This window comes from Arthrobacter sp. Y3221159 (assembly GCF_059089885.1).
Window position 1 is genome coordinate 66,274 of sequence record NZ_JBNHFC010000003.1, and the last position, 20,028, is coordinate 86,301.

Here is a 20,028-nt window from a genome sequence, read left to right on the forward strand (position 1 = left end):
CTTCCATGGATCGGAAACCAAAAACGGGACCGCAGGCTTGGATTGCATTCCATAATCGGTGACCTTTGTGCTGGATACGATGAGGTGACCGGACAGAGCCGTCCGGCGGAGTCAACGCAAAAGGAAACTTATGGCCGCGGTTACGGTGGACGACATCCTCTCGGATCTCCCCTTGGGTTTCGCCAGCCTCATCCTCCGGCCCTCCCCCGGCCGGTCGGCCATCGAGCGGCTCCTGATCCTGGACGCCGATGACGGGACCGCGGATGCAGCAGGCGCGTTTGTACTGCTGATCGGCGTACGCGGCCGTTCGGCCTTGCCGGCCCTGCGCCGGCTCCTGCAGAATCCCCCGCCGGTGGTGGCCATCAAGGGCAACCGGGAAGACGTTGCCGAGGCGGAGGAACTCCTGCACACTGCCGGGGCCGGGCTGCTCCTGGTGGATCCAGGAGCAGATTGGGACCGCCTGCTGTCCATTGCGAAGGACAGGATCCAGCCGCGCAGCTACCAGAGCGAGGTGCTGACCCTCCTCGAGGAGGACCTGTTTGCCATCGCCCAGACCACGGCGCGGTTGACCTCAAGCCATGTGGTCATCGAGGACGCCGCCAACAAGGTCCTTGCCTACTCCACAGTCACCAACGACATTGACGAACTGCGGAAGGCCTCCATCCTGGCCCGCCGTGGGCCGCGGAAGTACGAACTGCTGCTCAAGGACCTGGGCGCCTACCGTGAACTCCACCGCACCCGGCTGCCTGTGCGCGTCCCGGCCAGGCCGCAGGACGGGCTGCGCGAACGGGTGGCCATCACCCTGTTCGCCGGCGACCGGATCATGGGCTATATCTGGCTCCAGGAAACCGGGGAGGGCTTTGGACCGGACGTCGATTACGTCCTGACAGGATCCGCCGCGCGGGTTTCCGCGGAGCTGATCCGCTACCGCAACCAGCAGTCCGTGCACATGCGGGAAGACCGCATTGTCCGGCTCCTGTCCGGTCCGGCCGAGGCCGCGGCCAGCGCCCACAGCGAGAAGATCCCGGCGGACCGTCCGGCCGCCCTGGTCCTCATCGGAATGTCGGCCGCAGACTCCCAGGCCGACGATGCGGCACTCAAGCACGGCGAACTGGCCAACCTCGCATCCATCCACGCCGCCGCGTACAAGGCCTCCGCCGTCGTCGGGCAGTTCAATGGCGATACCGCGGTGATCGTCCCGGGGCTACAGCCGAGCACCTCCGAACCGGGGCTGCGCACCCTCGCCGAGGCCATCGTCCGGGATGCCCGCAAGCACCTCGGCCTTACCCCCTTTGCCGCCGTCGGTCCCATCGTCCCGGACCTGTTGTCCATCCATACGGCCACCCGCATCACCGAAGCCCTGCTGGCCTGTGTGGGGAGTGCGGATACGGTTGCCGTTGCCACGGTGGACGACTTCGAGGAGGAGATCCTCTTCCGCGAGGCGGTCCACAATTTCACGTCGTCCCCCTTCCGGCACCGCAGCCTGGCCGCGCTGCTCGAGCAGGACGCCGAGCTCGCCGCGACCCTGTGCGCGTATTTCGATACGTCCTTCGACGTCGCCGAGTGCGCCAAACGCATGAACCTCCACAAGAACACCGTCTACTACCGGGTCAGCAAGGCCGCGCGGGTAACCCGCCTGGACTTCGGAAACCCCCGCGATTCCCTCGTCGCCCTGCTCCACATCCAGGAGTGGGCAGCCAACCATCACGATCTTCCAGGCAGGAAATGACCGCAACACTCCAGGCACCACCTCTGGGTGCCCTCCTCAACGACATCGTCAGCAACCACCGTCCCCGCCGGGAAGCGGGATCCGTTCCCGGCAACATTCCCTCCCTCGCGGAGGTCCCGTTCGACAGGTTCGGGATCGCGGTGGCCACCACGTCCGGCGAAGTGTTCAGCTCCGGGGACGCACACGTCCCGTTTTCCATCCAGAGCATTTCCAAGGTCTTCACGCTGGCCATGGCCCTGCAGGGCGGCAAGGCCGGTGCGCTCTGGCCACGGGTCCTGCGCGAGCCGTCCGGAACGTCCTTCAATTCGCTGGTGCAGCTGGAAGTGGAACACGGCATTCCTCGCAACCCGTTCATCAATGCGGGTGCCCTGGTGGTCACGGACCACCTGATGGAGGAAACGTCCGACGCCGCCACGCAGCTTCTGCGGTTCCTCGCCGAACAGGCAGGGAGCAGGCCGGGGAACGAGAAGCCCGGGCCCTTCATCGACGAGGCCGCGGCTGCCAGCGAGCTGGCCCGCAGCAGCCGCAACCTAGCACTGGCCCACTTCCTGAAGGACTTCGGCAATCTCCGGCGGCCAGCAGAAGCGGTGGTGGAAAGCTACGTCCGCCAGTGTTCGATCATGATGTCCTGCGCTGAACTCGCCACCGCCGGGCTTTTCCTGGCCCGGGACGGCCAGGGCGCCCAGGGACCTGTCCTGTCCCCCAGCGAGGCCAAAAGGATCGGTTCCATCATGCTGACCTGCGGGATGTACGACGCCGCCGGCGAGTTTGCCTACCGCGTGGGCCTGCCGGGCAAAAGCGGGGTGGGCGGCGGAATCCTGGTCATCGTTCCAGGCAAATGCGCCATCTGCGTCTGGAGCCCGCGGCTGGACGCCAAAGGCAACTCGCTGGCCGGCACTGCCGCCCTCGCCGAACTCTCCGACCTCACCGGCTGGTCCGTGTTCTAGCTATACGTCCATGATCAGCGCCCGCAACGGCTCCATGGGCTACTCCGTTCCGTCAGCCATCGCGGCTTCCCTGGATGATCCCCGACGGCGCGTGGTCACTATCGCGGGCAATGGCGAGTTCCTCATGAACGGGCAGGAGCTGGCCACCGCCGCCCAGTACGGTGCCACACCGCTGGTAATCGTGATGGACAACCAGGAATACGGCACCATCCGCACACACCAGGAGCGGCACTACCCAGCCCGGATTTCCGGCACCCAACTGCAGAACCCCGACTTTGGGCTAATGGCCAGGGCTTTTGGCGGTTTTGGCATCACGGTTACGGAGGACGAGGATATTCCGGCAGCGCTGGACGCTGCACTGGCGGCCATCGACCAGGACAACGTCTTTGCCCTGATCCATTTGGTGGTGGAGCAGCGGGTCAAGGCGTACTGACGAAAGCCCAGCGGGCGCTGTGGCGCGCCCATGCCGGGAACCTCTGGGGGGCACCACTGAAGGCAAGGCGACGACGGCGGGAAGTACCGCCGTCGTCCGCCTCCCCGCGGAGCCGGACAGTTACTCCGTTCCCGGCGGCCGGTACTTGATATCCCGGGCCTTTTGGAGGGCCTCCATTGTTTCCTCAACAGTGAGGAGAACTGTGGTTTCGAAGGAGCTGAGCGCACCTCCCCCGCTGATCGCAACGGCCACGGCGGCCATGGACACGTTGTCCGGCGCTTCCCACAGGTTGTAGCCGTCATGGCCGCCAAAGCCGTACCAGAATCCGTGCAGCTTTCCGCCCACCGACTCTATGTAGGCCTGCGCAGCTTTCCGCCGGTCTTCAGGAGTGCTGATCAGCCGGGACCAGGTCTCCGGGGTGTAGCTGAATTTCGAGAGATAAAGAGGCATGGCCCTGTCCTGTCGTGGGTGCCTGTACTGCGGATGCACCCAGAATGGCAGGCCGGCCCCGGGTCGGCAATGGCCGTTTTTCGGCTGCTGTTCCGGGGCCGGCCGCCGTCCTGCCAACTCCAGGGCTAGGACCGTGCCGGGACTGTGGCTACAGCTTGTCCGTGCGGTCCTCACCCTTGTGGCCTGCGCCCCGGAGGTTCTCCTGGACCTTGCCGAACAGGTCCTTGATGGTGGATTCGGCGTTGCTGATGACGTCCACCGGCACGTAAACGTCGTGTGTGAGCGGCAGGTCGTATTCATCCTTCAGGTGCGTGCCGTTTCCGACCCCCTGCAGGGACAAGTAGACCATAGCCTCCGTCCGGGCGACTCCGGCGAGTTTCCCAAAGACGACTGTGAACTCGTTGGGTTGGAAGCTGATGGTCTGGCCGATGTGGTTGCGGCCAAGCTCACCAGCGGGAACAACCTTTTCCGACTGGCTTCCGGTGTAGTCCATGAACATCTCCTTGGATCGTCTGGCACTTACGAACGCAGTCTAACGCCGCACGCTCCTGCGTCCCCAGTGCCGGGCTTAGGCCCCGGACCGGAAAGTGAAAGCATGTCCAGCACTCTGCCCGTGCACTGGAGGGCTGCACAAGCGGCCGGCGGCCGGCGTGGTCAGTCCTCCATTGAAGCCACCGGGTCCGCACCTGTTTGATGGCAGGAACGGCTGGACAGCCGCCCGACCACCTAAGGAAAATCCCGTGACCTCAATGGCGAACCGCGTCAAGAGCCCCACCCGCTGGGACGAAGTGGAAATTGGCGACACCGTGGAACTCCGGCGCGACGGCGCCCGCGTCCATGCCGGGCTGGTGGATGCCCGCACTGCAGACGGCGATGTGGTGTGGGTCATCGCCCCGGCCGGTGGCCGCCGGCTGTTCCACATTTCCGACGGCTACGACCTGGTGGAGTCACCGGCGCCGCAATAACCGGCCGGAACGGCGTCGGGGCTTTGCAAGACTAGGGACGGACCCGCCCATAGGCAACCAGCCAGGAGACAGCCATGCCCCAGCCGGACTTCATCGCTTTCCGCAGCACCCCCATCACAGAACTACTGAGCATCGACGCGCCCGTGGTCCTTGGACCCTTCGGCGGCGTCTCCTCCGTGCAGCTCACGGCAGCCGTGAGCGACGGCGGCGGGCTGGGTTCCTACGGCCTGTACGGCTACGACGGCGGCGCCATCCGCCGGACGGCAGCGGACCTTCGTGCCGCCACGGGCAGGCCTTTCGCCCTCAACCTGTGGATCCCCACCGGCGATGAGGCCGGGGCCGTGGACCAGGAGGACTTTGGCCGCTTCACCAGCCTGCTGGAGCCGTACTTCCAGGAACTCGGCATCCCGCTGCCGGAGATGCCAGCGCGGTACCTGCCCGACTACGGCGAACAGGTGGAGGCCACGCTGGAAGCCTGTCCCGCCGTCATCAGCTTTGTGTTCGGTGTCCCTGCACCCGAGGTGGTGGAGGACGCCCACCGTCACGGCATCAAGGTGCTCGGCACCGCCACGACCGTGGAGGAGGCCGTGGCGCTGGAGGCCGGCGGCGTGGACGCCGTGGTGGCCAGCGGCATGGAGTCTGGCGGGCACCGCGTGTCCTTCCTGCAGCCGGCAGAAGAGTCGCTCATTGGCACCTTCGCCCTGGTCCCCCAGGTTGCCGACGCCGTGCGTATCCCGGTGATAGCTGCCGGCGGAATCGCCGACCGGCGCGGGGTTGCTGCTGCGTTTGCCCTCGGCGCGGAAGCCGTGCAGGTTGGGACCGCGTTCCTGGCCACCCGCGAGTCGGCCGCGGTCCCGGCCTACCGCTCGCTCCTTTTCAGCCCGTCGGCCGGCCGGACGGTCCTCACCAGGGCGCTCAGCGGCAGGCTGGCCCGCGGCATCCCCAACCGCGTCACCACCGACCTGGCCGATGCCCGGTCCATCGCGCCGTTCCCCGTCCAGAACTGGCTGACAGGGCGTTTCCGGCCCGAGGCCGCCGCCCGCGGGAACACCGGACTCATGTCCCTCTGGGCCGGCCAGGCCGCTCCCCTGATCCGGCACGACACCGCCGCGGATGTCCTCGCCGAACTGCTGGCAGGCGTCGGATAACAGGACGCAGAAAGCAGCGGCACCTGCCGGCGTGCCAATCACCGATAGAATCTGGACCGGCGGAACCATGCCCGGGATCTCGCCGGCAACCGCTACGGGGAGAGGAGGAGCCGTGCCGACACACCAGCCGCGCGCGCCCTTCCACCTCCTCCGCTCCTCGGCCCTCGCCGCCGCGATACTTACCCTGGCGGCAGGGGCCCACGTGGCGGGCGGCGGCCAACTTCCGGCCCCCGGCATCATGCTGGCCATCCTGGCCCTGACCGGACTCGCCAGCACGGCCGCCACCCGGCTGCGGCTCGCCTTTCCCGCTGTGGGGGCGCTCCTTGGCGTCGGACAGCTGGTCCTGCATGAGGCGTTCACCGCGTTCAGCGCCCCGGCCCTCGCACTGGGACCGGCCAGCCTGCATGCCGGCCACCAGCATGGCGGCGGCGCACCGGTGCTTCCCGAGCTGGTTACCGTCGCGGGTCATGCATCCGCCGGCGATCCCGGTTCGGCACCGCTGATGCTGGCCGCGCACGCTGTGGCCACCCTGGGCTGCGCGCTGTTGCTGGCCAGGGGCGAGGATGCCCTGTGGGCCCTGGCCGCCTGGCTTCGTCCGTTCGCGGGACTCCCCCGCGTAGCGGCGCCCGACGCCGTTCCCCCGGTTTTCGCAGTTTTCCCGCCTGCCGCCGTTCCCCGCCGTCCCTGGCGGAACCTCAGGCAAGACAGCCGACGCGGCCCGCCTTCCGCCGTCGCGCTTTGTTCCTAACCCCGCGCCGCATTCACTGCCGGCGGGGCATTCAATACTTCTGCACGCCCTGTGCGGGCGTGCGCCAGAAAGGCAACCCCATGAACACTTCCATCTTTCGCCGTACCCTGACCACCGCCGCCGCCACGGGCGGCGCAGCAGCCCTGATGCTCGCAGCGGCGGGCGGCGCCGCGGCGCATGTCGGCGTCACGCCGGACAAGACCGACGCCAACTCCTACGCCCTCCTCACGTTCGGGGTTCCCCACGGCTGTGACGAGTCCGGCACCACCAAGGTGGCTATCACCCTGCCCGCCGAGCTCAACGACGCCCAGCCCACAGTCAACCCCAACTGGACGGTTGAAAAGGTGACAGAGCAGCTCGCCGAGCCCAAGAAGCTCACGGACGGAACATCCATCACCAAGCGGACCAGCCAGATCGTCTACACCGCCAAGGAACCCCTGCCGCATGACCTCCGCGACGCACTGGTTTTGTCCGTAAAGCTTCCTAACGCGGCGGGCAGCACGCTGCACTTCCCCACCCTCCAGACCTGCGAAACAGGCCAGACCGACTGGTCCCAGATCGCGAAGGACGGCGAGGACCCGCATTCCCTGGAGGCACCGGCGCCGTCCATCACCGTGACGGCGGCTGAGAGCGCCGGCGGGCACGGGGCGGAACGCGCAGCGCACTCAGCGCACGAGGCCCCCGCCGAACCAGAACAGGCCGCAGCCGTAACGGAGAGCGGAGCTGAAGCCCGCAGCTGGGCAGGGCTCGCTGCAGGCGTGGGCGGGCTGGTCCTGGGCGGGGCAGCCCTGCTGCGGAGCGGAGCCCGGCGTAAGGCCACGGACGGCGCAGCCACCAGGTAGCCAAGGTTTGGTGCCCGGATCATCACGATCCGGGCATCAAAACCGCCGCCAGGCCCGCGGCATCGTTGACGCCGGCAACCGCTGCCGCGAAGGTTGTGCCATGAGGTCTCAGAGAATCTTCCAGGGGATAGCCATGTCGACGGCGGCCGCAGCGGCTGCCTTGCTACTCACCGCCTGCGGTCCAAGCCAGCCGCAGACCCAGGCGACCACGACGGCGCCGGGTACCGGCGCGCCCAGCCCGAGCGCGACGTCTGCGCCGCCGTCGTCCGCTCCGCCGTCCTCCGCCGCTCCGACGGCCACCGCTCCGGCAACGGCCGCTCCTGCGGCACCGGGCCTGTGCAAGGCCGCGGGGCTGACCGCGGCCACCGATGCATCCGGCGGGGGCGCTGCGGGCAGCGTCTATATGAAACTAAACCTCACCAACAGCGGCACGGAGCCCTGCCTGCTCAAGGGCTACGCGGGAGTGTCCCTGGCGGCGGACAACGCCGGGGAGCCCATCGGAGCGCCGGCCAGCCGTGAGGATTCAACACCTGTCACGGACGTCCTCCTGGCACCCGGCCAGACCGGCACGGCCGTCCTGCGCTACACCCAGGCCGGAAACTACATGGACTGCGCCATGGTGGACGCCGCCGGCTACCGCATCTACCCGCCGGAGGACACTGCCTCGCTGTTTGTGCCCCAGCCCACCAAGGCATGCAGCAACGCCGGCATCACGCTGCTCAGCATCGGGGCGTTCCAGCCGGCGTAGCTCCGCCGGGGCTTCCCTACAGACGACTGCAGGCGGTCCGGCATGTGCCGGGCCGCCTGCAGTTTCTTGTAAGTACCGCGAACCTGTGGCTGCGCGGTTGTGTTTCAGTACCTGTTAGTGGGCCGTCGTGGGGCGGCCGGCGCGGGCAGTACCGCGAGAGAGAGCAAAGCCCAGGCCAAGCATGCCAACACCAAGGACAAAGTGCAGCCAGTTGGCCGCCATGTTCACAGGGATGAAGTTGACCGGCGTCTCCAGACCGATCAGCAGGCCGTATAGCCAGAGGACCAGGTAGATGGCGCCACCTATTATCAGGTAGTTCTTGGACTGAGCGGCACTGCGGGCCATAGCGATACCGGCGGCGCCGAACAGCAGATGGACGATGTTGTGCAGCACAGAAACCTGGAAGAGGCCCAGCAGCAGCGCCTGGGACTCGTGCCCGGCGAAGCCCATGGTCTCGTAGTTGGCGGTGATGCCAGGAATGAAGCCGAGCACACCCACCAGGAGGAAGACCGCTCCCACGGCGAGGGCTGCTTTTTGAATGTTGGTCCGGCCTACGGTACGACCGTCGGAACTCATGCTTGTCATGATTTCTCCTGCTGTTTGTCGTTTTCGTTTTCCATGGCTGCCGGGCTGCGCCTGACCATAGACTACCCCGACAAAGTAAGTATACTTAGCAACTGCGGAACCGATAGGTCAGGTCTATAACGGACCCATTACAAACTGGCCCCACCAGGCCACTGAGACCGGAGGCAGGTTGAATTGGCATGACGTCGATTTGGTTGGACCGCAGCGCGGCTTTCACTTCCGATCCGTTCGAGCCCGACACCAAGTACGACACGGTGGTGGCCGGTGCAGGACTGACCGGCCTGGTCACCGCGCTGCTGCTGGCCCGCTCCGGCCAAAAGGTCCTGGTTCTCGAGGCGCGGCATCCAGGCGCCGTCACCACCGGCAACACCACGGCCAAGGTAACCCTGCTGCAGGGCACCTTCCTGTCCCAGCTTGCCCGCCAGTACTCCCAAAAGCAGGTGCAGGCCTACGTTGACGGCAACCGTGAAGGCCAGGCCTGGCTGCTGCGCTACCTCGACGACCATGGCGTACCGTACCAGCGCCGCGACGCCTACACCTATGCGGCAACTGCGCAGGGGACGGAAAAGCTGCGCGAGGAGGTAAGCGCCGGAACCACGGCGGGGCTCGCCATGGAATACGTGCGCGACGCCGGCCTGCCGTTCGCCGTGCACGGCGCCGTCCGCCTCCCCGACCAGGCGCAGATCCATCCCATGGAGGTAGTGGACACGCTGGTGGCGGACATCCGCGGACGGGGCGGCACGGTTGTGGGCGGCGTGCGGCTGCGGGACGTCGCCGGAGACCTTCCGTCAGTGGTGCGGACCAGCCGGGGCAGCGTGCGCGCGGACCGGGTAGTGCTTGCCACCGGCATCCCGGTCCTGGACCGCGGCCTGTACTTCGCCAAGCTGAAGCCCAGCCGGTCCTATGCGGCAGCCCTTGAGCTGCAGGAGGGGCAGGAGCCGCCGGCCGGGATGTACATCTCGGTGGAACAGCCCACGCACTCGCTGCGCGATTACGAACACGACGGCCGCAGGCTCCTGCTGGTGGGCGGCCACGGGCACCACGTGGGCCGGGCGGAGTCCGAGAAGGCGCATCTTCAAGGGCTTCTCGACTGGACCCGGCAGCACTATCCTGGCGCGAGGACCACGCACGCCTGGTCCGCACAGGACTACATGGCCACCAACCTGATGCCGTTCTTCGGCAAGCTTCCCCGCGGCAAGGGGCATGTCTACTTCGGCACCGGATACAACAAGTGGGGCATGACCAACTCAGTCGCCGCAGCACTGGCGATTTCCGCCGATATCCTGGGCGGCAATGTGCCCTGGGCGGACACCATCCACCACCGGGTCACGTCCCCCTCCGGGGCGTTCTCCGCCGTCGCCCTTAACGCAGGTGTGGCAGCCAAGCTTGCCTCCGGATGGGGGCAGCTGGCGGCGGAAGGCCTGAAGACGGAAGGCACAAGGGCACTGAAACGGGGCAAGGACCTTCCTGCGGCCGCGCCGGTTGTTCCCGCCGAAGGCGAAGGGAAGGTGTACCGCGAAGGGACCCGCCCGGTGGCCGTTTCTACCGTTGACGGGACCACGTGCAAGCTCTCGGCTGTCTGCACGCACCTGGGCGGCATTGTGCACTGGAATGACAACGAAAGGACCTGGGACTGCCCCCTGCACGGTTCCCGATTCGCCAGCGACGGCACATTGCTGGAAGGACCGGCCACCAGGGACCTGCCGCAGGACAAGAAGGGTTGAGCCCAGGTTCCGCGGGCGCCGGCAGTCCTGTCGGTGGCCTGGGGCATGATGGAGGCATGAACCAGGAAGAGCCCTCCCGGGGCGGCAGGCGTCCGGTGGAAGCCGCGCCCATGGCCCAGTTCAGCAGGCCAACCCGCGACTGGTTCCTGGGCGCTTTTTCCCAAGCCACCCCTGCCCAGGCCGGGGCCTGGAACGCCATCTCCTCAGGTTCGCATGCCCTGGTGGTGGCGCCCACCGGTTCGGGCAAGACCCTCGCCGCTTTCCTGTGGGCCCTGGACCGGATCCTCAGCTCCGCTGCCGCCCCGGGGCCGCCTGCGGAGGAGGAAGCGGCCTCGTCCAAGCGCCCGGCGAAGGGCAGGAAGCCCCGGGCTCCGAAGCGCAAGACTCGCGTTCTCTACATTTCGCCGCTGAAAGCCCTGGGGGTCGACGTCGAACGGAACCTGCGCTCCCCGCTGATCGGCATTACCCAGATCGCCAAGCGCCTGGACCTTCCCGCTCCCCTGATCACCGTGGGCGTCAGGTCCGGGGACACCACCGCGGCGGACCGGCGTGCGTTGCTGAGCAACCCGCCGGACATCCTTATCACCACCCCCGAGTCGCTGTTCCTGATGCTCACCTCCAGGGCGCGTGAAACCCTCACCGAGGTGGACACCATCATCATCGACGAAGTCCATGCCGTGGCCGGAACCAAACGTGGCGCACACCTTGCCGTGTCGCTCGAGCGGCTTGATGCCCTGCTGCCCAAGCCTGCCCAGCGGATCGGGCTTTCGGCCACGGTGGAGCCCCGGGAACTGGTAGCCCAGTTCCTGGCCGGTTCGGCACCTGTGGAGATTGTTGCCCCGCCTGCCAGTAAGAACTGGGACCTCACGGTGTCCGTGCCGGTGGAGGACATGTCCGACCTCCAGGGCGCCGCCGGGGCGTTCGATTCCGGCCCGGCCTCCGGGCTCCAGCCGCAGGCCTCCATTTGGCCGCACGTGGAGGAGAAGATCGTTGACCTGGTGCTGGCCAACCAGTCAACCATCGTTTTCGCCAACTCCCGCCGGCTGTCCGAACGGCTGACTGCCCGGCTCAACGAGATCTACGCCGAACGGCAACTGGTGGCGGCCGGCGGCGGCTGGGACGATCCCGCAGCGGAAGGGCCGGGAGCTGCCGGCTCCGGGCCGGCCGTCCCGCCGTCGGGCATTCTTGCGTCCACTGCCACGCCCGCGCACATGATGGCCCAGGCAGGCAGTTCGGCGGGCGCGGACCCGGTGCTGGCGCGGGCGCACCACGGCTCGGTCTCCAAGGACCAGCGGGCACTCATCGAGGACGACCTGAAGTCGGGCCGGCTGCGCTGCGTGGTGGCCACCTCGTCACTGGAACTCGGCATCGATATGGGAGCCGTGGACCTGGTGGTGCAGGTGGAGTCGCCGCCGTCGGTGGCCAGCGGTCTGCAGCGCGTGGGGCGGGCGGGACACCAGGTGGGCGAAGTCTCCCAGGGTGTCCTGTTCCCCAAGCACCGCGCTGACCTGGTACACACCGCCATCACCGTGGAACGGATGCTGAACGGCAAGATTGAACGCCTCAGCATCCCGGCCAACCCGCTGGACATCCTGGCCCAGCAGACGGTGGCCGCCACCGCACTGGGGAGCATCGACGTCGAGGAGTGGTTCGCAACTGTCCGGCGCTCCGCCCCCTTCGCTTCGCTCCCCCGCTCGGCGTTCGAGGCCACCCTCGACCTGCTGGCCGGGCGCTATCCGTCGGATGAATTCGCCGAGCTCAGGCCACGGATTGTCTGGGACCGCAACGCCGGGACCATCGAGGGCAGGCCCGGGGCCCAGCGCCTGGCCGTGACGTCCGGCGGCACCATCCCGGACCGCGGCTTGTTCGGCGTGTACATCATTGGCACCGAGGTAGAAGGCTCCGCCTCCCCCACCGGTGACGGCAAGCCGGCTCCCGCGCCCAAAGGCGGCCGCCGCGTGGGCGAGCTGGACGAGGAAATGGTGTACGAGTCCCGGGTGGGCGACGTCTTCGCGCTGGGTGCCACCAGTTGGAAGATCGAGGACATCACCCACGATCGCGTACTGGTGTCCCCGGCCTTTGGCCAGCCCGGCAAGCTGCCGTTCTGGAAGGGCGATTCGTTGGGCCGGCCGGTGGACCTGGGCCGGGCGCTGGGCGCGTTCGTCCGCGAATTGTCCGCGTCCGACGCCGGCCCCGCCACCGAGCGCTGCAAGGCGAGCGGGCTGGACGAGTTCGCCGCCAACAACCTGATCCAGTACCTGACGGAGCAAAAGCAGGCCACGGAGGTGGTGCCAAGCGACACCACCCTGGTGGTGGAGCGGTTCCATGACGAGCTAGGCGACTGGCGGGTCATCCTGCACAGCCCGTTCGGCATGCCCGTGCACGCACCCTGGGCCCTCGCCGTGGGGCAGCGGCTCCACCAGCGGTACGGCCTGGACGGCTCCGCCATGGCGGCCGACGACGGCATTGTCCTGCGCGTGCCCATGATGGAGGACGAGCCTCCGGGCGCGGAGCTGTTCCTCTTCGACCCGGAAGAGCTGGAACAGATTGTCACCGCCGAGGTGGGCGGCAGTGCATTGTTCGCGTCACGGTTCCGGGAATGCGCTGCGCGGGCGCTCCTGCTCCCCCGCCAGACGCCCGGGAAGCGGCAGCCGCTGTGGCAGCAGAGGCAGCGCTCAGCGCAGTTGCTGGACGTCGCCAGGAAATACCCCACGTTCCCCATCGTGCTGGAGACGGTGCGCGAGTGCCTGCAGGACGTCTACGACCTCCCCGCCTTGAAGGACATCGCCGCCTCCGTGGAACGGCGCGAACTGCGGATCGTACAGACCACCACCCAGCAGCCGTCGCCGTTCGCCAAGTCCCTGCTGTTCGGGTACGTGGCCCAGTTCCTTTACGAGGGCGATTCACCCCTGGCGGAACGGCGGGCCGCGGCGTTGGCCCTGGACTCCACGCTCCTCAATGAGCTGCTGGGCCGCGTGGAACTGCGGGAACTGCTGGACGCAAGGGTCATCGAAACCACCGAGCGGGAGCTGCAGCGGCTGGCCCCGGACCGGAGGGCACGGGGGCTCGAGGGCGTGGCCGACCTGTTGCGGCTGCTCGGGCCGCTGACGCCGGAAGAGGTGGCGGCCAGGCTGCAGGGCGAGGACAACGCACCCGGGGAAAATGCCGCCGGCCCGGCTGCCGCAGATGGTGACGTTGAACCAACGGATGCCGAGCTCGCCGCGGGACTGGACGGCCGCGGGGGTGCATCCGAGGCAGCCCACGGCAGCATTGGGTCCGCAACGGCCCACCTGGCAGCGCTGCAGCGCGCCAACCGGGCCATCAAAGTAAACATCGGCGGGGTTGAACGGTTCGCCGCCGTTGAGGACGCCGCCCGGCTGCGCGATGCCTTGGGCGTGCCTCTGCCCATGGGCGTTCCCCTGGCCTTTATCGAGCCGGTGGCGGATCCGCTCGGGGATCTCGTCCCCCGCTATGCCCGCACCCATGGCCCGTTTACGGCTGCTGAAGCGGCAGCGCGGCTGGGACTGGGCGTGGCGGTGGTGGGCACCGCCCTCAAGCGGCTCGCCGCGGACGGACGGGTAGTGGAAGGCGAGTTCCGGCCGAACGCGGCCCCACCGGGCAGTACAGTCCACGCGGGCAGTGCAGCCCAGCCGGGCAGTGCCGACCTGCCGGCAGGCATCGATGGTGCCGGTGCCGAAGGATTGGACGCCGGGCCGCTTGAGCCCGACGACGACGAAGCCGCCGCCGGTTACCTTGCAGGCGATGACGACCTTGATGTTGCGGGGGAAGAAGAGGACGAGGAGCTCGCGCCGACCGAAACGGCGCACCTGCCGGCGGTTGGGCACGCAGCACCGGAACTCCCGCACGCCAGCGTCAGCGAATGGTGCGACGCCGAGGTGCTGCGCAAGCTCCGCCGCCGTTCGCTGGCGGCACTGCGGGCCGAAGTGGAACCGGTGGATGCCGCCGCCTACGGCCGGTTCCTTCCTGCCTGGCAGCACGTGCGCGTTCCGGGCGGCGGTCGCGGCCAGCCGTCGCTTCGCGGCCTGGACGGCATCATTACCGCCATTGACCAGCTTTCCGGGGTGCCCGTCCCCGCGTCCGCCTGGGAGCCGCTCATCCTGGCCAGCCGGGTGTCCAACTACCAGCCGGCCATGCTGGACGAACTCATGGCTACCGGGGAGGTCCTGTGGTCCGGGGCCGGAGCCCTGCCGGGAAATGACGGCTGGATCAGCCTGCACCTTGCGGACTCGGCGGAGCTCACCTTGAACCCCGCTCCGGAGTACCAGCCGGGCGACGCCGGGCAACGCCTGCTCGACCACCTGCGCGCCAACGGCGGCGGCTATTTCTTCCGCCAATTGACGGACATCGCGGGCGGCATGGACTCGGTGCTCAGCGACCAGGACGTGGTGACTGCGCTCTGGGAGCTGGCGTGGGCCGGCCGCATCACAGGCGACACCTTCGCCCCCGTCCGTGCGCTGATCGCCGGCGGCCATACGGCGCATCGGCAGGTGGCACGCGCACCGCGGGCGAGGGCACCTCGGCTCAGTAGGCTGGGGCGTTCGCACGGCACCGGACTGATGGGGTCGCCGGGCCTTGCCGGTGGCCGCTTCGGCGGCTCGGGCGCCGCGGCAACTCCACCCCTGGCAGCCGGGCGCTGGTCCGCGCTGCCGGAACCGGAACTCGATCCCACCATCCATGCCCGGGCCACTGCCGAGCTCCTGTTGGACCGATATGGCGTTGTCACCAGGGGTTCGGTCATGGCCGAGCAGATCCTGGGCGGCTTCGGCCTGATGTACAAGGTGCTGGCCCGGCTGGAGGAAGCGGGGCGCTGCCGGCGGGGCTACTTCATCGAGCATCTGGGGGCGGCCCAGTTCGCCGTGCCGGCCACGGTTGACCGGCTGCGCTCCTACGCCGAGGACACCCAGCTCGCCCAACCGGAGCCGGCTGCCCTGGCCCTCGCCGCCACCGACCCCGCCAACCCCTACGGCGCGGCCCTTCCCTGGCCCGCCCTCCAGGACGACGCCGGAACCGGCCACCGCCCGGGACGGAAGGCCGGGGCGCTGGTGGTCCTTGTGGACGGAGCACTTGTCCTCTACGTGGAACGGGGCGGCAAGACCCTTCTCGCCTTTAGTGATGATGCTGCCGTCCTGGCCGCCGCGGGCACCGCCCTGGTGGGCGTCGTGACCCGTGGCGCCGTGGACAAGCTGGTCATGGAAAAGGTCAACGGGCACGGCATCCTGGACACCCCGGTGGCGGCCGCCCTCGGTTCCGCCGGAGCCTACTCCACCCCGAAGGGGCTGAGGATCCGTGCCTGAGGGCGATTCCGTGTGGCGGGCAGCCAACCAGCTGCACAAGGCCCTGGCCGGGCAGACCCTGCTGGCCTCAGACTTCCGTGTCCCCCGTTTCGCCACCCTGAACCTTGCCGGGTGGACGGTGGCCGAGGTGGTGCCCCGCGGCAAGCACCTCCTGATGCGGGTAGTGGGGCCCGACGGCAAGCGGCTCACCATCCATTCACACCTGAAGATGGAGGGCACCTGGCAGATCTACCCTGCGGGCGGCAGGTGGCGGAAACCCGGCTACACCGCCCGGTGTGTCCTGCGCACGGCAGCCGCGGACGCCGTCGGCTTTTCCCTGGGCATTGTGGAAGTGGTGGCCACTGACAACGAAGACTCCATCGTGGGGTTCCTCGGCCCGGACCTCCTGGGCCCGGACTGGGACCTGGACGAGGCCGAACGCCGGATCCGTTCAGCGCCTGCTGTCCCGGTGGGCGTGGCACTCCTGGACCAGCGGAACCTCGCCGGGATCGGCAACATCTACCGCTGCGAGGCCTGCTTCCTCTCCGGCGTCCACCCCGCCACTCCTGTTGCTGAGGTGGCGGACGTACGGACCATGATGACGGACGCCAAGCAACTGCTGGAGGTAAACCTCGGGCCCGGCCGCCGCGTCACCATCCTCAACGCCCGCGGCATGCCGGTGGGACGGATGGCCGGCCGGCCCGGCTATTGGGTGTACCGCCGCGAGCACCAGGCGTGCCTGAAATGCGGGACCCCTGTCCGGCGCGGACTGCTTGGCAAGCCGAACGGGGACGAGGAACGCGACATCTACTTCTGCCCCCGGTGCCAGCCGGAACCGAGGTAATCCAGGGCGGGCAAAGGGCTCAGCAAACGGTGGCAGGTGAAGCGCCGGCAGTCTTCGGCACTGCGGCCGGAACCATGAACCGCGGCAGCAGCAGCTGCACCAGGGGTCCGATGGCCAGTGCGTAGACAACGGTTCCCACGCCCACCGAACCGCCCAGGACCCAACCGACGGCCAGGACGGTCACCTCGATCAGTGTGCGGGACAGGCGGACGGACCAGCCGGTACGCCGGGCCAGGCCGGTCATCAGCCCGTCCCTGGCCCCGGGGCCAAAGCGGGCACCGATGTAGCAGGCGGAGGCGATGCCGTTCAGCAGGACAGCGCCGGCAAGCATCCCCACCTGGCCGAAAAGTTGGGACACGGTGGGGATCAGGGCCAGCCCGACGTCGGCGAAGACGCCCACCAGGACGGCGTTGCAAAGGGTTCCGAAGCCGGGCCACTGCCGCAGGGGGATCCACAGCAGGAGCACCAGGAAGCTCACGATGATGACCACCATGCCGATGCTCAGCCCGGTCCGGTTCGCCAGCCCTTGGTGAAAGACGTCCCACGGGTCCAGGCCAAGCCCGGCCCGGATGAACATTGCCAGGGAAATGCCGTACATGGCGAGACCGGTGAAGAGCTGGATCAGTCTGCGGGTCATCATGGGATCAACCCTCCCACGCAACTGGCTTTTGATTACATAGCCAGTTTGAGACACTGGCTATATGGCCCCTTCCCTGAGTTCAGCAGCGCTCGCCCGCCTTCTGGGGCCATGGAACCGCGGGGCCGGACCGGCGTACCGGGAACTGGCCGATGTGGTCCGGCTGCTCATCCTGGACGGCAGGGTGCCCCTTGATACTGCCCTGCCCAGTGAGCGCGCGCTGTCCGCGGCCCTGGGTGTCAGCCGGACCACCGTTACGGCCGCCTACGCGATCCTCCGGGAACAGGGTTTCCTCAGCAGCGGACAAGGCAGCCGCGGCAGGACCCGGATCCCCGACCTGAACCCGTTCGGACCGGCGATTTTCGGCCCCGCCAAACTCAAGGAAGCCAGTGGGACAGAGGCTGGCGGGACAGGGACTGGTGGAGCAGGGACGGGCTGGAAAGGGGCCGGGGCCATCTCCGCCCCGGGCCTGGCAGCGCCGGAAGGGCTGCTGGACCTGGCCTATTCGGCGCTGCCGGCCAGCGGCGAAGTCGTGCACCGGGCTTTCGCCGCCGCACTGACCGAACTTCCGGCCCTGCTGCCGGGTTTGGCTACGACGCCATCGGCCTGCTTCCGCTCCGCCAGGCGATCCGCAGACAGGTACACGGCCGCCGGTGTGCCCACCCATGCGGGGCAGGTGATGGTGACGTCAGGCGCCCAGCACGCACTGACCATAGTCCTCCGCACCCTGGCGGACCGTCAGGACCGGGTCCTCGTGGAACACCCCAGCTACCCCAACGCCCTGGACGCAATCCGGGCCGCCAGGTGCCGGCCCGTTCCCGTCGCCTTTGCACCCGGCGGCTGGGACCTGCCAGCATTGGAAACTGTCCTGGCCCAGCAGCGCCCCAAGCTCGCGTATATGGTGCCGGACTTCCACAACCCCACCGGCATGGCCATGCCCGACACCCAGCGCCGGAGGCTGGTCCGCGCCGCCGCGGCCACCGGCACGGTCCTGGTGGCGGATGAGACGCTCCGCGAACTGAACCTCGACGGCGTGGGCACCACTCCCCTGGCAGGCTTCAGCCCCAACGTGGTCACAATCGGCTCACTCAGCAAATCGCACTGGGGCGGCCTGCGGACCGGCTGGATCCGGGCTTCCGAAGCCATGATCGGGCGCTTGGCGGCTGCGCGCACCACCGTTGACCTGGGCGGTCCGATTATGGAGCAGCTCGCGGCCGCACACCTGGTCCGGGCCATGGACGAACCGCTCCCTGCCCGGTTGGCGGCGCTGCGGACCAACAGGGCAGCGCTGCTTGAGCTGCTGCGCGGGCATCTGCCCGGCTGGGAGACCCCCGTGCCCGCCGGCGGCCTGTCCGTGTGGTGCCGGCTGCCGGCTCCGTCCAGCACCGCGCTGACAGTCCTGGCGCCGGAGTTCGGCATCCGGCTGGCCGCCGGGCCGAGGTTCGGAATCGGCGGAGCGTTCGAACGGTTCCTGCGGGTGCCCTTCACCTTGCCGCCTGAGCAGCTGGAAACTGCGGTGCTGGCATTGCGCGCCGCCCAGGACAAGCTCAACGCCGCTCCCCAACTCCGGCGCACCCTCACCACCGCCCCGGCGGTGGCGATCGCGTGAGCGCCACCGCAAGTAGCTAGCGCCAAGTGTCGTTTCGGACGCCCATCACCGCAGTTGGCACTACCTGGTTGGGGAGGCAGGCGGCTGGGCTCCTGCTGCCGCCCGGTCAGCTGCTTTGTCATTCCGCGGGGCGGCGCGGCCCATCCGCTGCTTTGCGGTATTGCTTCCGGGCCCGATGGGAACATGGCTGGTGGCTTTGGCCAGCCCGAACAGCGGCATGCCGCTGTAGACCGCCTCGATCCCGCCCGCGGGCACCTGGTACGTTTCGTGCCAAATGCCGACGTCGCCGCGTCCTGCCATCTCCTTCATGAAACGCCGCCAGGGTTCCAGGTGCGGGGCCTCCCGGTCCGCCGCGAACTTCCTTAGATGCTCCGGACTCTCCCAGTAGCTGACCAGGACCGTGGTCCGCCCCAGCCATTGTTCAAAACCAAGCATTCCGGACTGAGGGTCGGAGGCCAGGTGCCGGAGCATCGGCGGCATGGCCGAGGCGACCTTTCCGACGGCCCCAAGCTTCCACCAGCGGTTTGCCCGCATGCCGATCAGGAAAACAGTGACGGAATCACGGGCGGGGTCGGCAGTGTACCGGCCTGGAAAGACTTCCTGCGCCATGGGGTGCTCCTTCAAGGGGAAGCGAATGGATTTTTTGACTCCCGCTGCATTTCATAACGCCGTTATGTAACAACGTTATGAAAGAATTGGCCCCGTGGCAAGACCTGTAATGCATACCGATGCCCTCAAGCAGCAACTGCTGGAAATGACTGCCGACCTCGTGGACCGTGAAGGTCCGTCGCGGCTAACCCTCCGCGACGTGGCGGCCGCCGCAGGCACGTCCACTACAGCTGTTTACGCGCTGTTCGGGGGAAAATCCCAGCTGCTGGCCGCTGTCATGGACCACGGATTCCGGTCATTCCGTGAGTCCCAGGAGCAGGCGGCCCAGGGAGGGCTCCGGGGGCTCGGAATTGCCTACCGGAGCTGGGCTCTGGAACATACCGCACTGTACCGGCTCATGTTTGGCGGAGCCATGGCGGCCTACGCGGACTGCAAGCCCAGCCCGGAAGCCGCGGCCGGGGCGATGGATCCGCTGATCGGGGCGGTCTCCGCAGCCCAGGCAGCGGGCACGCTGCGTCCTGCGCCGGCGGAGATGGTGGCCGTGGCCATCTGGGCGCAGGTCCACGGCCTGATCAGCCTGGAAGTGGCCCAGATGGGCCCGCCGGACGCACCCTGGGAAGACGTCTACAGTCTGGCCCTGGAAGCCATCGGCCGCGGCTGGGCCGCCTGACCGTCCAACCGCTTTCGATGCGGCAATTCCTCCGTCCGACGCAAAT

At 68.2% G+C, this 20,028-nt stretch carries 18 protein-coding genes and 1 pseudogene; 13 read left to right on the top strand and 6 right to left on the bottom strand.

Annotated features, from left to right (window positions below; translation table 11 throughout):
* Positions 1 to 130: 130 nt before the first annotated feature.
* From AC5RT3_RS04405 to AC5RT3_RS04415, 3 genes and pseudogenes are all read left to right on the top strand, one after another.
* The gene (locus AC5RT3_RS04405; RefSeq protein ID WP_494123596.1) at positions 131 to 1,729 is read left to right on the top strand and encodes a PucR family transcriptional regulator; all 1,599 of its coding nucleotides are present in this window, start codon (positions 131 to 133) and stop codon (positions 1,727 to 1,729) included.
* On the top strand, positions 1,726 to 2,676 hold the full coding sequence (locus AC5RT3_RS04410) for a glutaminase (protein ID WP_494123597.1): 951 nt from the start codon (positions 1,726 to 1,728) through the stop codon (positions 2,674 to 2,676). Before AC5RT3_RS04405 ends, AC5RT3_RS04410 begins: the two co-directional genes overlap by 4 nt.
* Positions 2,675 to 3,109, top strand: a pseudogene (locus tag AC5RT3_RS04415) (thiamine pyrophosphate-dependent enzyme); the annotation flags it as partial. The gene AC5RT3_RS04410 and the pseudogene AC5RT3_RS04415, both read left to right, overlap by 2 nt.
* A 120-nt stretch (positions 3,110 to 3,229) precedes the next feature.
* Here AC5RT3_RS04415 and AC5RT3_RS04420 read toward each other — a convergent pair.
* Positions 3,230 to 3,559: a GYD domain-containing protein gene (locus AC5RT3_RS04420; protein ID WP_494052052.1), complete on the bottom strand. Its 330-nt coding sequence runs from the start codon at positions 3,557 to 3,559 to the stop codon at positions 3,230 to 3,232.
* A gap of 148 nt (positions 3,560 to 3,707) precedes the next feature.
* Positions 3,708 to 4,052, bottom strand: coding sequence for a hypothetical protein (locus tag AC5RT3_RS04425; RefSeq protein ID WP_494123598.1), 345 nt, complete (start codon positions 4,050 to 4,052; stop codon positions 3,708 to 3,710).
* A 256-nt stretch (positions 4,053 to 4,308) separates the two neighbouring features.
* On the opposite strand from AC5RT3_RS04425, the gene AC5RT3_RS04430 reads away from it, so the two are divergent.
* The 4 genes from AC5RT3_RS04430 to AC5RT3_RS04445 all read left to right on the top strand — a co-directional run bounded on the left by AC5RT3_RS04430 (position 4,309) and on the right by AC5RT3_RS04445 (position 7,262).
* Entirely contained in the window at positions 4,309 to 4,524 is a 216-nt protein-coding gene (locus AC5RT3_RS04430; RefSeq protein ID WP_494123674.1) for a hypothetical protein, read from the top strand.
* Positions 4,525 to 4,598: 74 nt separating this feature from the next.
* Positions 4,599 to 5,672, top strand: a complete 1,074-nt coding sequence (locus tag AC5RT3_RS04435) for an NAD(P)H-dependent flavin oxidoreductase (protein WP_494052054.1) — start codon at positions 4,599 to 4,601, stop codon at positions 5,670 to 5,672.
* A gap of 112 nt (positions 5,673 to 5,784) precedes the next feature.
* On the top strand, positions 5,785 to 6,420 hold the full coding sequence (locus AC5RT3_RS04440; protein ID WP_494123599.1) for a hypothetical protein: 636 nt from the start codon (positions 5,785 to 5,787) through the stop codon (positions 6,418 to 6,420).
* Between the two features lie 80 nt (positions 6,421 to 6,500).
* Positions 6,501 to 7,262, top strand: a complete 762-nt coding sequence (locus AC5RT3_RS04445) for a YcnI family copper-binding membrane protein (RefSeq protein ID WP_494123600.1) — start codon at positions 6,501 to 6,503, stop codon at positions 7,260 to 7,262.
* Positions 7,263 to 7,370: 108 nt separating this feature from the next.
* On the opposite strand, the gene AC5RT3_RS04450 is transcribed toward AC5RT3_RS04445, so the two are convergent.
* Positions 7,371 to 7,628 (bottom strand): hypothetical protein, encoded by a 258-nt coding sequence (locus AC5RT3_RS04450; RefSeq protein ID WP_494010984.1) that lies wholly within the window; start codon positions 7,626 to 7,628, stop codon positions 7,371 to 7,373.
* On the opposite strand from AC5RT3_RS04450, the gene AC5RT3_RS04455 reads away from it, so the two are divergent.
* Entirely contained in the window at positions 7,615 to 8,010 is a 396-nt protein-coding gene (locus AC5RT3_RS04455) for a DUF4232 domain-containing protein (RefSeq protein ID WP_494010985.1), read from the top strand. The genes AC5RT3_RS04450 and AC5RT3_RS04455 overlap by 14 nt on opposite strands.
* A 114-nt stretch (positions 8,011 to 8,124) precedes the next feature.
* On the opposite strand, the gene AC5RT3_RS04460 is transcribed toward AC5RT3_RS04455, so the two are convergent.
* A complete protein-coding gene (locus tag AC5RT3_RS04460; protein WP_494010986.1) occupies positions 8,125 to 8,586 on the bottom strand; it encodes a DUF4383 domain-containing protein in 462 nt (153 codons plus the stop codon).
* A 188-nt stretch (positions 8,587 to 8,774) separates the two neighbouring features.
* Between AC5RT3_RS04460 and AC5RT3_RS04465 the strand changes: the two genes are divergently transcribed.
* The 3 genes from AC5RT3_RS04465 to AC5RT3_RS04475 all read left to right on the top strand — a co-directional run bounded on the left by AC5RT3_RS04465 (position 8,775) and on the right by AC5RT3_RS04475 (position 16,457).
* Entirely contained in the window at positions 8,775 to 10,319 is a 1,545-nt protein-coding gene (locus tag AC5RT3_RS04465) for an FAD-dependent oxidoreductase (RefSeq protein WP_494010792.1), read from the top strand.
* Positions 10,320 to 10,429: 110 nt separating this feature from the next.
* Complete coding sequence (locus AC5RT3_RS04470) at positions 10,430 to 15,634, top strand: Lhr family helicase (protein WP_494123675.1); 5,205 nt, start codon at positions 10,430 to 10,432, stop codon at positions 15,632 to 15,634.
* Complete coding sequence (locus tag AC5RT3_RS04475) at positions 15,627 to 16,457, top strand: Fpg/Nei family DNA glycosylase (RefSeq protein ID WP_494052057.1); 831 nt, start codon at positions 15,627 to 15,629, stop codon at positions 16,455 to 16,457. Before AC5RT3_RS04470 ends, AC5RT3_RS04475 begins: the two co-directional genes overlap by 8 nt.
* A gap of 19 nt (positions 16,458 to 16,476) precedes the next feature.
* On the opposite strand, the gene yczE is transcribed toward AC5RT3_RS04475, so the two are convergent.
* The gene (gene yczE / locus AC5RT3_RS04480; RefSeq protein WP_494010794.1) at positions 16,477 to 17,097 is read right to left on the bottom strand and encodes a membrane protein YczE; all 621 of its coding nucleotides are present in this window, start codon (positions 17,095 to 17,097) and stop codon (positions 16,477 to 16,479) included.
* 61 nt (positions 17,098 to 17,158) lie between these two features.
* On the opposite strand from yczE, the gene yczR reads away from it, so the two are divergent.
* On the top strand, positions 17,159 to 18,703 hold the full coding sequence (gene yczR / locus AC5RT3_RS04485; RefSeq protein WP_494123601.1) for a MocR-like transcription factor YczR: 1,545 nt from the start codon (positions 17,159 to 17,161) through the stop codon (positions 18,701 to 18,703).
* Between the two features lie 60 nt (positions 18,704 to 18,763).
* On the opposite strand, the gene AC5RT3_RS04490 is transcribed toward yczR, so the two are convergent.
* Complete coding sequence (locus tag AC5RT3_RS04490; protein ID WP_494010796.1) at positions 18,764 to 19,312, bottom strand: DUF4188 domain-containing protein; 549 nt, start codon at positions 19,310 to 19,312, stop codon at positions 18,764 to 18,766.
* A 94-nt stretch (positions 19,313 to 19,406) separates the two neighbouring features.
* On the opposite strand from AC5RT3_RS04490, the gene AC5RT3_RS04495 reads away from it, so the two are divergent.
* On the top strand, positions 19,407 to 19,982 hold the full coding sequence (locus AC5RT3_RS04495; protein WP_494123602.1) for a TetR-like C-terminal domain-containing protein: 576 nt from the start codon (positions 19,407 to 19,409) through the stop codon (positions 19,980 to 19,982).
* Positions 19,983 to 20,028: the final 46 nt, after the last annotated feature.

Excerpts from the sequence above, each read along its gene's own strand:
- AC5RT3_RS04420 (WP_494052052.1), bottom strand. The coding sequence starts at position 3,559 with ATGCCTCTTTATCTCTCGAAATTCAGCTACACCCCGGAGACCTGGTCC.
- AC5RT3_RS04460 (WP_494010986.1), bottom strand. The coding sequence starts at position 8,586 with ATGAGTTCCGACGGTCGTACCGTAGGCCGGACCAACATTCAAAAAGCA.
- yczR (WP_494123601.1), top strand. The coding sequence starts at position 17,159 with ATGGCCCCTTCCCTGAGTTCAGCAGCGCTCGCCCGCCTTCTGGGGCCA.
- AC5RT3_RS04470 (WP_494123675.1), top strand. The coding sequence starts at position 10,430 with ATGGCCCAGTTCAGCAGGCCAACCCGCGACTGGTTCCTGGGCGCTTTT.
- AC5RT3_RS04425 (WP_494123598.1), bottom strand. The coding sequence starts at position 4,052 with ATGGACTACACCGGAAGCCAGTCGGAAAAGGTTGTTCCCGCTGGTGAG.
- AC5RT3_RS04410 (WP_494123597.1), top strand. The coding sequence starts at position 1,726 with ATGACCGCAACACTCCAGGCACCACCTCTGGGTGCCCTCCTCAACGAC.
- AC5RT3_RS04430 (WP_494123674.1), top strand. The coding sequence starts at position 4,309 with ATGGCGAACCGCGTCAAGAGCCCCACCCGCTGGGACGAAGTGGAAATT.
- AC5RT3_RS04405 (WP_494123596.1), top strand. The coding sequence starts at position 131 with ATGGCCGCGGTTACGGTGGACGACATCCTCTCGGATCTCCCCTTGGGT.
- AC5RT3_RS04445 (WP_494123600.1), top strand. The coding sequence starts at position 6,501 with ATGAACACTTCCATCTTTCGCCGTACCCTGACCACCGCCGCCGCCACG.
- yczE (WP_494010794.1), bottom strand. The coding sequence starts at position 17,097 with ATGATGACCCGCAGACTGATCCAGCTCTTCACCGGTCTCGCCATGTAC.
- AC5RT3_RS04490 (WP_494010796.1), bottom strand. The coding sequence starts at position 19,312 with ATGGCGCAGGAAGTCTTTCCAGGCCGGTACACTGCCGACCCCGCCCGT.
- AC5RT3_RS04465 (WP_494010792.1), top strand. The coding sequence starts at position 8,775 with ATGACGTCGATTTGGTTGGACCGCAGCGCGGCTTTCACTTCCGATCCG.
- AC5RT3_RS04435 (WP_494052054.1), top strand. The coding sequence starts at position 4,599 with ATGCCCCAGCCGGACTTCATCGCTTTCCGCAGCACCCCCATCACAGAA.